9 protein-coding genes are annotated in these 13,457 nt (G+C 64.1%); 4 read left to right on the top strand and 5 right to left on the bottom strand.

Features of this window, described 5'->3' with window-relative positions; translation table 11 throughout:
• Genes panC through R2669_RS08675 form a run of 3 tightly spaced genes read right to left on the bottom strand, consistent with a single transcriptional unit; the run spans position 1 to position 2,000 of the window.
• Positions 1-852: a pantoate--beta-alanine ligase gene (gene panC / locus R2669_RS08685; protein ID WP_316889755.1), complete on the bottom strand. Its 852-nt coding sequence runs from the start codon at positions 850-852 to the stop codon at positions 1-3.
• 38 nt (positions 853-890) lie between these two features.
• Positions 891-1,772: a segregation and condensation protein A gene (locus R2669_RS08680; protein WP_027680790.1), complete on the bottom strand. Its 882-nt coding sequence runs from the start codon at positions 1,770-1,772 to the stop codon at positions 891-893.
• A 39-nt stretch (positions 1,773-1,811) separates the two neighbouring features.
• The gene (locus R2669_RS08675) at positions 1,812-2,000 is read right to left on the bottom strand and encodes a DUF3460 family protein (RefSeq protein WP_147216146.1); all 189 of its coding nucleotides are present in this window, start codon (positions 1,998-2,000) and stop codon (positions 1,812-1,814) included.
• A 238-nt stretch (positions 2,001-2,238) separates the two neighbouring features.
• Here R2669_RS08675 and R2669_RS08670 point away from each other — a divergent pair, with 238 nt between their 5' ends.
• The 3 genes from R2669_RS08670 (at position 2,239) to R2669_RS08660 (ending at position 8,581) form a co-directional block, all read left to right on the top strand.
• Positions 2,239-4,026 carry an autotransporter assembly complex protein TamA gene (locus R2669_RS08670; RefSeq protein WP_316899670.1) on the top strand — a complete coding sequence of 596 codons (1,788 nt, stop codon included), beginning with the start codon at positions 2,239-2,241 and terminating at the stop codon, positions 4,024-4,026.
• 8 nt (positions 4,027-4,034) lie between these two features.
• Positions 4,035-7,943, top strand: coding sequence for a translocation/assembly module TamB domain-containing protein (locus R2669_RS08665; RefSeq protein ID WP_430708776.1), 3,909 nt, complete (start codon positions 4,035-4,037; stop codon positions 7,941-7,943).
• A 95-nt stretch (positions 7,944-8,038) separates the two neighbouring features.
• A complete protein-coding gene (locus R2669_RS08660) occupies positions 8,039-8,581 on the top strand; it encodes a hypothetical protein (protein WP_316899978.1) in 543 nt (180 codons plus the stop codon).
• Positions 8,582-9,153: 572 nt separating this feature from the next.
• Here the strand turns inward: R2669_RS08660 and metG are convergent.
• Both metG and R2669_RS08650 read right to left on the bottom strand, forming a co-directional pair.
• Positions 9,154-11,223: a methionine--tRNA ligase gene (gene metG, locus R2669_RS08655; RefSeq protein WP_316899666.1), complete on the bottom strand. Its 2,070-nt coding sequence runs from the start codon at positions 11,221-11,223 to the stop codon at positions 9,154-9,156.
• 307 nt (positions 11,224-11,530) lie between these two features.
• Positions 11,531-12,160: a YiaD family glycine zipper/OmpA-like lipoprotein gene (locus R2669_RS08650; protein WP_012762565.1), complete on the bottom strand. Its 630-nt coding sequence runs from the start codon at positions 12,158-12,160 to the stop codon at positions 11,531-11,533.
• Between the two features lie 206 nt (positions 12,161-12,366).
• Between R2669_RS08650 and apbC the strand changes: the two genes are divergently transcribed.
• Complete coding sequence (gene apbC, locus R2669_RS08645; protein ID WP_037044415.1) at positions 12,367-13,455, top strand: iron-sulfur cluster carrier protein ApbC; 1,089 nt, start codon at positions 12,367-12,369, stop codon at positions 13,453-13,455.
• Positions 13,456-13,457: the final 2 nt, after the last annotated feature.

Raw genomic sequence — 13,457 nt, 5'->3', positions numbered from 1 at the left:
TCAGATTTCGAGGTTATCGATCAAGCGCGTCTTGCCGAGTTTGGCAGCCGTCAACACGACCAGCGGTTCGCCGGCCGCGATGTTTTCAGGCGTCGGTTTTTGCAGGTCGGAGCGGCGGCGCACGGCCACGTAGTCGGGCTGCCAGCCGCGGCCACGCAGGTATTCCATGGCCTTGGTCGTCACCTCTTCGTGCGACGCCTGGCCTTGCAGCACGGTTTCCAGCACGTCCTGACGGACTTGGTGGAGCGTGCGATACAGCTCTGGCGCCTCAGCGCGCTCTTCATTGGTCAGGTAGACGTTGCGCGACGACAGCGCGAGGCCGTCGTCCGCGCGCACCGTTTCGGCGGGAACAATATCGACCGGCAACGCAAACTGATGCGCCATGCGGCGCACGATCATCAACTGCTGGTAGTCCTTCTTGCCGAACACGGCCACGCGCGGTTGCACGCAGCAGAACAGCTTCATCACGACCGTGCACACGCCTTTGAAGAAGCCTGGCCGGAATTCGCCTTCGAGCGTGTCGCCCAGATCGTGCGGGGGCTCGACGCGGTATTCCTGCGGCTCGGGATACATGTCGCGCTCGGTGGGCGCAAACAGCACGTATACGCCTTCCTTCTGGAGTTTTTCGATGTCGTCCTGCAGCGTGCGCGGGTATTTGTCGAAATCTTCGTTTGGGCCGAACTGCAGGCGGTTCACGAAAATGGACGCCACCACCGGATCGCCGTGCTGGCGCGCCAGGCGCATCAGGCTCAGGTGGCCCTCATGCAGGTTGCCCATGGTCGGCACGAAGGCGACGCGGTTCTGGCCGCGCAGCTGGTCGCGCAGTTCCTGGATCGACGAGATGACTTTCATAGTTGTTGTGTGATTCGGCCCGGGTCAGGTCGGGCGAATTACGTCGGTGAATAGGCGAGACGCACGTAAATGGGCGCGTACGGTTCGGCCTGCGTGATTTCGAGCAGGGATTCGCGCGAAAGCTCGAGCATGGCGACAAAGTTGACGACCACGATGGGCGCGCCCTTGCCGGACTGGATCGCTTCCTCGAACAGCTCGGTGAACTCCATGAACCGCGCATGCTGCAGCCGGCGCAGGATCTGGCTCATGTGTTCACGCACAGACAGCTCTTCGCGCGAGATCTTGTGGTGCTGTGTGAGCTTGGCCCGACGCAGCACGTCGGCCCAGGCGGCACGCAGGTCGTCGGAATTGACGTCGGGGTAGCGCGGCGCGAGGCTCTGCTCGATATAGACCTGCGCGCGGAGGAAGTCCCGGCCCAGTTGCGGCACGGTGTCGAGCTTCTGCGCGGCCAGCTTCATCTGCTCGTATTCGAGCAGGCGGCGGACCAGTTCGGCGCGCGGGTCTTCGGGCTCCACGCCTTCGTCGGTCTTCTTGACCGGCAGCAGCATGCGCGACTTGATCTCGATGAGCATGGCCGCCATGAGCAGGTATTCGGCAGCCAGCTCGAGGTTGGTCGCGCGAATCTGCTCGATGTACGCCAGATACTGCCGCGTGACCTGCGCCAGCGGAATGTCCAGCACGTTGAAGTTCTGGCGCCGGATCAGGTACAGCAGCAAGTCCAGCGGCCCTTCAAACGCTTCAAGGAAGACCTCAAGCGCATCGGGCGGGATGTAGAGATCCTGCGGGAGCTTGAACAGCGGCTCGCCGTAGAGCCGTGCAAAGGCGAGGCCGTCGACCTGCGCGGGCGTGGAATCCTGATCGGGCGCCACGCTGGGCAGCTCGACGGGCAGTGGCAGCTTGTCCTGCGCGGAAGTGGTCATGCGGCGGTGGGCCGGGCGGGCTGAAAGCCGGTCGGCCGATCAGTCCAGCGAGTAGACGTACGGCTTTTGCGGGACGCGGGCGGACTTGGCGCGTGCGCGCTCTTCCAGGTCGATCGGATCCTTGTCCCACAGCAGGGAGCGACCTTGGCGCTGCTGCGCTTCCAGCTCGGGCTTCTGGGCCTTGAGTTCTTCCAGGAACTGGGTGATCTCGGACTTGTACAGGGCCATGGCGGTATGTGATGTTAGGTGATCTTGCCCGCACGGAAAGCGCCCGGGCGGAAAACCGGCGCATTTTACCGTATTGGCCGCCGTACCGGCCCTGGGCACGGCACGTGCGAAACGCCCCCGGCCCGATCCGAAAGGCAGCATCCGTTGCATTTGCCTGGGCACCCGCCCGGGTCGGTATGGTCAAATACGCCTTTCCTTCGACTCAGCCGGCCCGTGGGGCGGCGCCACGCTTGCCACGATGACCGGCTCCAATCGACCATCGCGACCGTCACGACCACCCCGCTTGCGTTTTCCTGGGTTGCCCGCCGCCGTGCTGGCAGCCGGCTTTGCCCTGTCATTCGGCTGCGCGCCGGCGCACGCTGAATACGACGTCAAGATCGATGCGCCGAAGTCCATTCGGGACTTGCTCGAGCGCCATCTGGACCTGTCGCGCTACAAAGACCGCAAGGACATCACCGACGACCAGCTGCAGTACATGGTCGAGACCATTGGCGACCAGGTCACCAAGCTGACGGCCACCGAGGGCTACTTTGTGCCGAAGGCGACCGCGAAGCTGGACGGCCCGCCGGACCACCGCGTGGTGAACGTGAAGGTCGAGCCGGGGCCGCGTACCACCATCGACAATGTGGCGCTCGACTTTACCGGCGCCATCACGCAAGACGCCAAGCGCATCGACGAGTTGAAAAAATCGTGGAGCCTGCAGCACGGCATGGCCTTCCGCCAAGCGGGCTGGGACAAGGCCAAGGATGACAGTCTGGCGGCGCTGCAGAGCAAACGTTATTACGCGGCCAAGCAGACGTCGTCACAGGCGCGTGTCGATCCGGACGAAAGCAAGGCGGATCTGTCCGTGGGCTATGACAGCGGTCCGGCCTACACGCTGGGGCCGCTGGATGTGCAGGGTTTGTCGCGCTACCCGATCAGCATCATCAATCACGTGAACCCGCTGCGCTTGGGGGAGGACTACTCCGCCGATCGGCTGCAAGCGCTGCAGGCGGCCATCCAGGGGCAGCCGTATTTTTCCAATGCGATCGTCGACCTGGGTGACGATCCGAAGAACCCGGTCAACGCACCGGTGCGGGTGCGCGTGCGGGAGTATCCGCCCAACCGCATCACCAGCGGCGTGGGTTACGGCACGGACACGGGCGCCTCGCTGGAAGGGCGCTATCAATATCTGAACCTGTTCAGCAAGGCGTGGGTGCTCGACACGCAGGCTCGCATCGAACAGCGGCGCCAGTACCTGTTTGCCGGCGTGACGGTGCCGCCCGACGACAAGCAATACGTCAATAGCCTCTACACGAGCATGGACCGCACCGACACGTCGGGCACCGAGACGCGCAGCTATCGGTCCGGCTTCAAGCAGACGCGCGTGCGCGGCATCTATGAAACGTCGTTCACTGTTGACTTCTACTACGACGACTTACGGCCCGACGGCGCCGAGCGCCAGTTGAGCAAGGCGCTCGTCCCCGGTTTCGCCTGGACGCGCCGCGATGTGGACGACCCGCTGTTCCCGCGCCGCGGCAACATCATCACCACGCAGATCGGCGCGGCAGTGAAGGGCGTGCTAACGGACCAGTCGTTCGTTCGGTCGTATAGCCGCATCCGCCAGTTCGTGCCGGTGGGGCAGCGCGACATCTTCGTAGCCCGCGGCGAGCTGGGCGCGGTCATCACGTCCGGTTCCGGCGACGGCGTGCCGGCCACGCTGCGCTTCCGCACGGGCGGCACGCAGTCGGTGCGCGGCTACGATTTCCAGAGCATCGGTAACGACGTCAACGGCAGCACGCTGCCGACCAAGTTCCTTGTCACTGGCGGGCTGGAGTATCAACGCTGGTTCCTGCCGCAATGGGGCGCCGCCGTGTTCTGGGATACCGGCACGGCCACCGACAACTGGTCGGAGCGCCGCTGGTTCAACGGTGTGGGCGTCGGCGTGCGGTGGAAGAGCCCGGTCGGGCCGATCCAGCTCGACCTGGCCTATGGCATCCAGCAGAAACAGTTCCGGCCGAGCGTGTCGCTGGGCATCGCCTTCTGAACATGACGATGACCGATCCGCAAACACCTGAACCGAAGCAACCCGAAGCACCACGCCCTGCACGTGCCAAGCGCGGCTGGGGCCGTCGCACGCTGCGCTGGTTCGGCATCTTCATCGCGTTTCTACTGGTGGTCGTGCTGGCGCTGGCCGGCTGGCTGCTTTGGGCCATCCATTCGCAATCGGGCACGGCGCAGTTGTGGTCGCTCGCCACGCGCTTCGGCAACGCTTATGTGTCAGGCAAGCTGGAGGGCGGCACGGTGCGCGAAGGTCTGTCGCTGCGTGATCTGCACGTCCGCGCGGGCAGCACGGAAGTGCGCATCGACCATGTGGAGGGCCGCTGGGCCATCACGCGTGGTCCGTGGCATGCGCACTTCGCGTATCTGCGTGCGGGCAATGTCGATGTGATCCTGCATCCGACGCCGCCCACACCGCCGAGTGGACCGCCGAATTCGCTGGTGCTGCCGCTGGCCCTGGATGTGGACCGCCTCGCCGTCGATCGCCTCGCCATCCGGCAAGGCACGTCGACCACCGAACTGAAGTCGATTGTCGGCAGCCTGCACACCGACGGCACGCATCACAACGTGCTGCTCGACGGCATGGAGACGCCCGCTGGCAAGCTGGGCGCCACGCTGCGCATGACCGGCACGCGGCCGTATCCGCTCACCGGCGCCGCAACACTCGCCACGCAGTTCGAGGTGAACGGGCAGAAGCAGGATGCGGCGGTGTCGGCGCAGCTGTCAGGTTCGCTGGAAGCGCTGCACATCGACGCGACCGGCACCGGCGCCAAGCTGACCGCGCAAGCGTTGATCGACGCCACGCCGTTCGGTGCGTTGCCCTTGTCGCGCGCTGTGGTGTCGGCGGAACACGTGAATCCGCGAGCCTTTGCGCCGGGCGCGCCGGAGGCATCGCTGTCGATCCACGCCGATCTGCGCCCGGATGAGAAGGCCAAGACGCTGACGGTGGCGGGCCCCATCCAGATCGACAATGCGCAGCCCGGCACGCTCGACAAGCAGAAGCTGCCGCTGCAATCGCTGCGTGCGCAGGTGCGGCTGAACGAAAACGATCAGCAACTCACCGGTCTCGATGTGCGGCTGCTGGGCGGCGCGGTGCTCACGGGCGGCGCCGATGTGCAGAAGGGGCATGGCGCACTGCGCGTGGATGTGCGCCAGCTTGATCTGCAGGCGCTTCATGCATCGTTGGAGAAAACAAGGCTCGCTGGCCCCATCACCGTCGATTTTGCGGGCGGCACGCAGCGCGTGGCGCTTGATCTGGCGGGGGGCGACATGCGTGCGCAAGCGAAAGCGGTGCTCGATGCGGCGCAGGTCGCGGTGGAAAGCGCCCAGGTGTCGCTGGGGCGCTCGCGTCTGACGCTGGCGGGCACGCTGAAGCACGACGATGCGCAGTCGTTTGCCTTCAAGGGCAATCTGGCGGAGTTCGATCCGTCGCGGCTGGCCAAGGTGGCCAAGGGCCGCATCAACGCCGAGTTCGATGCGCGCGGCACGCTGGGTGAGCCGATCGATGCCGCCGTCAAATTTGCCGTGCGCGATAGCGATTACGCCGGCTTGCCGATGACCGGCGACGGCAATGTCCACCTGCGCGGTGAACGCCTGCTGCCCAGCGACGCCAAGCTCGACGTGGCCGGAAACAAGGCCAGTCTGCGGGGCAGCTTTGGCGCGGCGGGCGACCGCATGCATGTTGAAATCGATGCGCCGCAGCTTGCATGCTTGCAGCTTGGCGTGAGCGGGGCGGTCACCTTGTCCGGCGATGTCTCCGGCACCATCAAGCGCCCGCAGGTGGATGCCACGTTCCGCGCGAGCCAACTCGCCTATCAGGGAAACAAGATCGATACCGCCAACGGCCGTGCGCAGATCCGCGACGGCATCGATGGGCCATTGCTGTTCGAACTGACCGCGCAGCGCGTGACGGGCCTGAGCCTGTCGTTGCGAGAAGTGCATGCCACGCTGGACGGCACGCGACGCGCCCACCGCTTCCGCGCCGATGCCGATGGCAACGTCCGCAACCAGCCGTTCAAGTTTGCGCTGGCCGGCGATGGTGCGCTGACGCCGGGCAAGGATGGCGACGGGTGGGACGGCACGATTTCCACGCTCTCGGCGCAGGGCGCGCCCAACCTGCAACTCACGGCGCCAGTGAAGCTCTCGGTGGCGCCTGGCCGGCTGATGATGGGCCGTGCAGACCTGACGCTGGATCAGACGCCCATCCATATCGAGCGAGTCGAATCCGCCCAAGGCCACGTGCGCAGCGCTGGCCGCGTCGACGGTTTGCAGATTGCGCGCGTGCTGGAGCTTGTGCGCACTTGGACGGGCCAGGCTCCGCCGGTGCGCACGGATCTGGTTGTGGACGGCCAATGGGATCTGGACCTCGGCAGCGCAGCCACCGGCACGGCGCGCATCACCCGGCGCAGCGGCGATCTGTCAATCAACGCGGGCCGGGGCTTCACGCCGCTGGGCCTGACGGAAGCGACCGTGGAGGCGCGCGGCGAGGGCATGCGCCTCGGGCTGCGCGGCACCGTGCAGTCGACGCGCGTGGGCAACCTTTACCTTGATGCCGGTGTCGGGCTCGTGCGGGATCCGGGGCCGGGCACCTTGGCGCTCATGGCGCCCTCATCGCCGTTCTCCGGCGGCTTGACGATCAACCTGCCGCATCTCAAGAGCATCGGTGATCTGCTCGGGCCGGACGTCGCAACGGACGGGCAGCTTGCGGCCAGCCTGACATTTGCAGGCACCGTGGGCGCGCCCAAGGTGAGCGGCTTCCTGACCGGCCAGGACGTCGAGGTGGCGCTGTATGACCAGGGCATCCGCCTGACCAAGGGCGTCGTGCGTGTGGCGCTCGATCAGAACGTGGTTGACCTGCAAGAGGTGGTGTTCCACGGTGGCGACGGCACCGTGCGCGCGCAGGGCCGCGTGCAGCTCGGCGAGGCGAACCCGAACCTCGCGGGCTCCATCGTCGCCGACAAGCTGCAGCTCTTTGCCGATCCGGACCGCACGCTGGTGCTGTCGGGTCAGGCGCGCATTGCCAACGACAACGACCGCGTGGCCATCACCGGCAAATTCAAGGTCGACCGCGGCCTGTTCGATCTGCCGAAGGACGGCGCGCCTTCGCTGGGCGACGACGTGGTGATCGTCCGCCGCGCCGATGCCGCCCGCAACCAGGCTGAACGCGGCGTCAAACGCGAAGAGAAGCCGGCCGGCCGCTTCAGCCCGGTGGTCGATGTGGACGTCGATTTTGGCGACAACTTCCGCTTCAAGGGCGCGGGCGCGGACCTGTCGCTTGGCGGCCAGATGCACGTGCACAGCGAGCCGCTGGTACCCCTGCGCGGCACCGGCACGATCTACGTGCGCGAGGGCAGCACGTACGAGGCGTTCGGCCGCAAGCTGGCCATCGAACGGGGCGTGCTGAACTTCGTCGGGCCGATCAACAATCCGTCGCTCAACATCACTGCCATGCGGCGCAACCAGGAAGTTGAAGCCGGCGTGCAGGTGACCGGCACGGTGCGCCAGCCGCGCGTCAAGCTCGTCTCGGAGCCGAACGTGCCCGATGAAGACAAGCTTTCGTGGCTGATGTTCGGCTACAGCGCGTCGAACGCCGGCCTGGGCCAGCAGCAGGCGATGTCCGGCGCGGCGCTCGGCCTGCTCGGCAACGTGGCAGGCAAGAACGTGGCCCGGCGCTTCGGGCTCGACGAGTTCTCGATCGGGCCTTCTACCGCAGGCCTCACCGACCCGCAGGTGGTGAGCCTGGGCAAGGCGATTTCCGAGCGCATCACCGTCGGCTATGAGCAGAGCCTGTCGACAGCGGACTCCATCGTCAAACTGACGTGGCAGTTCTCACGGCGGTGGTCGGTGGTGGCGCGCGGCGGCACGATCAACGGTGCGTCGGTCCTGTTCAACAAGCGTTGGTAATCGGATAGCCCGGCTGCCAGAATGGCGACGGGTACAAGTTTCGAACGAGGAGTTCCATGTCGCATCTTCGTCAACTCGCACAAGTGGGAGTCACCATGGGCATTCTGGCTTCGTTGCTGGGGTTGTTCGGCTGTGATCAGCAGAAGGTCGACCAGGCAGTGGATCGCGTGGGCGATGCCGCCAAGCGGGCGTGGCAATCGGCCAAGCCGGACAACCTGCTGTTCAAAGGCATCGTGGCCGGGCAATCTACCGAGGACGATGTCATGGCCACCGCAGGCCAGCCGGAGATGATCTGGGAGAACGAAGGCGGCACGCGGCAACTGGAGTATCCGCGCGGGCCGGAAGGGACTTCAACGTGGATGGTGACGATCGGGCCTGACGGGCACGTGCAGAAGATCGAGCAGGTGTTGACCGCCGAGAATTTTGGGCGCGTGCGGATTGGGCAAAGCAAGGATGACGTTCGCCGGATGCTGGGCAAGCCGGGGAAGGTGGAGGTGTTTAAGCTGAAGCAGGAAGAGGTTTGGGGGTATCGGTGGATGGAAAGCGCGACTGAACGGGCTTTCTTCAATGTGCACTTTGGGGCGGATGGGCGTGTTACGACGACTTCGCGGAGTGATGATCGGTTGAATGGGGGGTAGGGTTTTTGTTTTTTGGGTTTTTGGCTCTGGTTTTTTTTTGTGGTGCATCCCTTGTTTCATCCCCTGCCGGGGCTGACTCACTTTCTTTGGTCTTGCCCAAAGAAAGTAAGCAAAGAAAGGCGCGCCCGAGATGGCGAAGGATTCCTTGAATTTATGTCGCAGGGAGGGGAAGGGAAAAACTCGCTTCGCTCAGACAGTTTCCCTTCCTTTTTCCTCCCTGCAACAGAAATTCAAGGCGCCATCTAGGGCAGCAAAGTCAAAGGCCAAACCATCTAAGCGCCCGCCCAAACGACAAGGCCAACCTCACGACGGGTTGGCCTTTTTCTTTTGACGTTGAGCCCTTGATGGCGCCTTGGATTTATGTTGCGGGAAGGATAAAGAGGGGAGGCTTGTCTGAGCGCAGCGAGTTTGCCTCCCCTCCCTTCCCGCAACATAAATCCAAGGAGTGGGTCGCCATCTCGGGCGCGCCTTTCTTTTGCTTACTTTTCTTTGGCAAGACAAAGAAAAGTAAGTCGGTCCCGGCAGGGAACGAAAGGGAGGTGGACCACCGAGCCCAACTCCCCATCACCAAATCAACGCACCCGCATTCCCGGCACCGCCCCAGAATGCGGCTCAAGAATATAAAGCCCAGGCTGAGCCTTTTCGTCAGCCGCCGAAGCCGCCAACACCATCCCTTCCGACATCCCAAACTTCATCTTGCGCGGTGCCAGGTTTGCAACCATCACGGTCAGCTTGCCAACGAGATCTTCCGGCGCATACGCCGACTGGATGCCCGAAAACACATTCCGCGTCTGGCCTTCACCCACATCCAGCGTCAGCTGCAGCAGCTTGTTCGATCCTTCCACGCGCTGGCAGGCAACGATCTTGGCGACACGCAGGTCGATCTTGGCGAAGTCGTCGATGGTGATGGTCTCGGCGATCGGCTCGATGGCGGCAGCACCGTTGGCAGCAGCAGCCGGGGCATCGGCGGTCGCCTGCAGGGACTGACGATTTGCCTCCACCAGCGCATCCACCTGCTTTTTGTCCACGCGCGTCATCAGGTGCGAGTACGGCTGGATCGGCTTGTCCGACGAGAGTTGCGAATCGATCGAGCGCCACGTCAGCGGCTCAACGTTGAGGAACGCCTCGATGCGCTCGACCGTGGTCGGCAGAATCGGCTTGAGGTACACGGCCAGCAGGCGGAACGCTTCCAGCGCGACCGAGCACGCGGCGTGCAGCTTTTCGCGGTTGGCCTCGTCCTTGGCCAAGTCCCACGGTTTTTCGGTGTCGACGAAGGCGTTGACGGCATCGGCCAGTTCCATCACGGCACGCAGCGCCTTGCTGTACTCGCGCTTTTCGTACAGATCGGCGATCTGCGGGGCGGCTTCGCGCAGTTGCACCATCAGCGGATGACCCAGCGCGGCATCGCTCACGCGGCCCTCGAAGCGCTTGACCAGGAAGCCGGCCGAGCGGCTGGCGATGTTGACGAACTTGCCGACCAGATCACTGTTCACGCGGGCGATGAAATCGTCCAGGTTCAGATCCAGATCTTCCATCGTCGCGTTCAGCTTGGCCGCGAAGTAGTAGCGCAGCCATTCCGGGTTCAGGCCGGTATCGATGTAGCTCTGTGCGGTGATGAACGTGCCGCGCGACTTGCTCATCTTGGCGCCGTCCACGGTCAGGAAGCCGTGGGCGAACACGTTGGTCGGCGTGCGGTGGCCCGAGAACTTCAGCATCGCCGGCCAGAACAACGTGTGGAAATACAGGATGTCCTTGCCGATGAAGTGGTACTGCTCGGTGGTCGAGTGTTCGTTGATCCACGCGTCGAAATCGAGACCCCGCTTGGCGCACAGGTTCTTGAAGCTGGCGTAGTAGCCGACCGGCGCATCCAGCCACACATAGAAGTATTTGCCCGGCGCGCCCGGAATCTCGAAGCCGAAGTACGGTGCGTCCCGCGAGATGTCCCAGTCCGAGAGCTTGGCCTCGCCTTCTTCGCCGAGCCATTCGCGCATCTTGTTGGTGGCTTCGGGCTGCGCCAGGTCGGCCACCCAGTCGCGCAGGAAATTCTCGCAGCGCGGGTCGGACAGCTTGAAGAAGTAGTGCTCCGACGACTTGCGCACCGGTGTCGCGCCCGACACCACGGAATACGGGTTTTTCAGGTCGGTCGGCTGGTACGTCGCGCCGCAGACTTCACACGAATCACCGTATTGGTCTTTCGCGCCGCATTTCGGGCATTCGCCCTTGATGAAGCGGTCCGGCAGGAACATTTCCTTGACCGGGTCGTAGAACTGCTCGACCTCGCGTACGTCGATCAGGCCGGCTTCCTTGAGCTTGAGGTAGACGTTCTGGCACAACTCCTTGTTTTCGTCGGAGTCGGTGCTGTAGTAGTTGTCGAACGAGACCAGGAAGTTGTCGAAGTCGCGTTTGTGCTCCGTCCAGACGCGTTCGATCAGCTGGCGCGGCGTCAGGCCTTCCTTCTCGGCGCGCAGCATGACGGGCGTGCCGTGCGTGTCGTCGGCGCCCACGTAATAGGTCTCGTGGCCGCGCATGCGTTGGAAGCGCACCCAGATATCGGTCTGGATGTACTCGACCAGGTGGCCGATGTGAATCGGCCCGTTGGCATAGGGCAGGGCGGAAGTGACGAGGATGCGACGTTCGGACATGGGCAGGCCAGAAAGGAGCGGGCGGGCCGCGAACAGGGCGCGGCGCGCGGAAAAACGCGTATTTTAGCGCGCCCGGCGGTCTCAGGCCGTTCCCGGACGAATCTGCGGAACCTGGGTGTGATCGTGGAGTTTGGCCCATGCGTCACGATGCCGCGCACCGTGTGACCCCCAAAAAAAAAGCGCCGGTCAGAGCCGGCGCAGCTTTCCACAACGGAAAAGGAGGAGAAATCAGGTACCGCCCGGGAGGTCAGCCACACATCGCGAGCCAGCAACGTGTGGCAAGCGGCACCTGTTTTCTATGACTGGGTTACCCCTGAATTGGTTTCAAATAAATTTCGACGCGGCGATTTTGCGCGCGGCCGGCCTCCGTGGCGTTGTCAGCGACGGGCTGGTTTTGGCCGCGGCCTTCGGCGGAGAGACGATTGCGCGCCACGCCTCGGTCAGTCAGGTAGCTCGCCACGCTCTGCGCACGCTTTTGCGACAGCGTCATGTTGTAGTTGGGGTTGCCGGTGCTGTCCGTGTGGCCGACCACATTGGCTGCCAGTTCCGGATGCTGCGTGAGCGTTTGTGCCACGCTATCCAGCGGGCCGCGGAACGACGGCTTGATCACCGCGCTGTCGGTGTCGAACGAAACCTGGCTCGGAATGTTCAACTTAAGCGAGCCGTCAGGTTGCTCCGAAATTTGCGTGCCAGTGCCGGCGGTATCGCCAGCCAGCTTGGACTTGATGGCGCCCCAGTTGTAGCCGACGGCTGCACCGGTCGCCGCGCCCAGCGCACCGCCAATGGCAGCGCCCTTGCCGTTGCCGACCAGCGCGCCGATGCCAGCGCCCACGGCCGCACCAACGCCGGTGCCCATGGCGGTCTGGTTCTGCTGTTCGGTCGCACAGCCGGCGGCCAGCAGGGCGATCAGCGAGACGGAAATAAGCTTGGCTTTCATGGTTTCTCCTACGGGTAACGGGATCGGTTCTTGTGAGTTTGCCGATATCCGGCGCATCAGAGGGATATTGGGGGAGGAATCGGACGAACGACGCGCCGGCAAAATACAATAGCAAAACAGTAGATAGAGTGGCCAGGGCGCCGCAAAGTTCATGCCGCGTCACCGTTGGCCCGTCCCCCATTCGCATTAGATTTGTGGAGCACATGTTGAGCGTAACCATCGAACAGATCACCGAAGCCCTGCGCGGCGTGGTGGATCCCAATACCGGGCGCGACCTCGTGTCGTCCAAATCGGCGCGCAACATCCGGGTCGATGGCGGCGAGGTGTCGCTTGACGTGGAGCTGGGCTATCCGGCCAAGAGCCAGTTCGAGCCGATCCGCAAGCTCGTGATCGGGGCGCTGCGCCAGGTGCAAGGTGTCGAAAATGTGAGCGTGCAGGTGTCGATGAAGATCGTCGCGCACGCGGTGCAGCGCGGCGTGCACCTGATGCCGAACGTGAAGAACATCATCGCTGTGGCGTCGGGCAAGGGCGGGGTGGGTAAATCGACGACCGCCGTGAACCTGGCGCTGGCGCTGGCTGCGGAAGGCGCCAACGTCGGCATTCTCGACGCCGATATCTACGGCCCGAGCCAGCCGATGATGCTGGGCATCCAGGGCCAGCCGGAGTCGGCCGACGGCAAGACGATGGAGCCGATGGAGGGCCACGGGCTGCAGGCCAATTCGATCGGTTTCCTGATCGAGCAGGACAACCCGATGGTCTGGCGCGGCCCGATGGTGACCTCGGCGCTGGAGCAACTGCTCAAGCAGACGAACTGGCGCGACCTGGATTACCTCATCGTCGACATGCCGCCGGGCACGGGCGACATCCAGCTCACGCTGTCGCAGAAGGTGCCTGTGACGGGCGCGGTGATCGTCACCACGCCGCAGGATATCGCGCTGCTCGACGCCAAGAAGGGCCTGAAGATGTTCGAGAAGGTGGGGATTCCCATCATTGGCGTGGTCGAGAACATGGCGGTCTACTGCTGCCCGAACTGCGGCCACACCGAACACATTTTCGGTGCCGGCGGCGGCGAGAAGATGTGCGAACAGTACGGCGTGCCGTTCCTGGGCAGCCTGCCGTTGAATCTGTCGATCCGTGAGCAGGCCGATTCGGGTCGCCCCACCGTGGTGGCCGACCCCGACGGCGCGATTGCCGGCGTCTACAAGCAGATCGCCCGCCGCGTCGCCATCGCCGTGGCCGAGAAGGCGAAGGACATGACGAGCAAGTTCCCGTCGATCGTCGTGCAGAACACCTGACG

It is taken from the genome of Ralstonia edaphi, assembly GCF_958350185.1.
Taxonomy (GTDB): domain Bacteria; phylum Pseudomonadota; class Gammaproteobacteria; order Burkholderiales; family Burkholderiaceae; genus Ralstonia; species Ralstonia edaphi.
The sequence above is the reverse complement of the archived record's forward strand: the minus strand, read 5'-3'. Positions and strand labels throughout refer to the sequence as shown.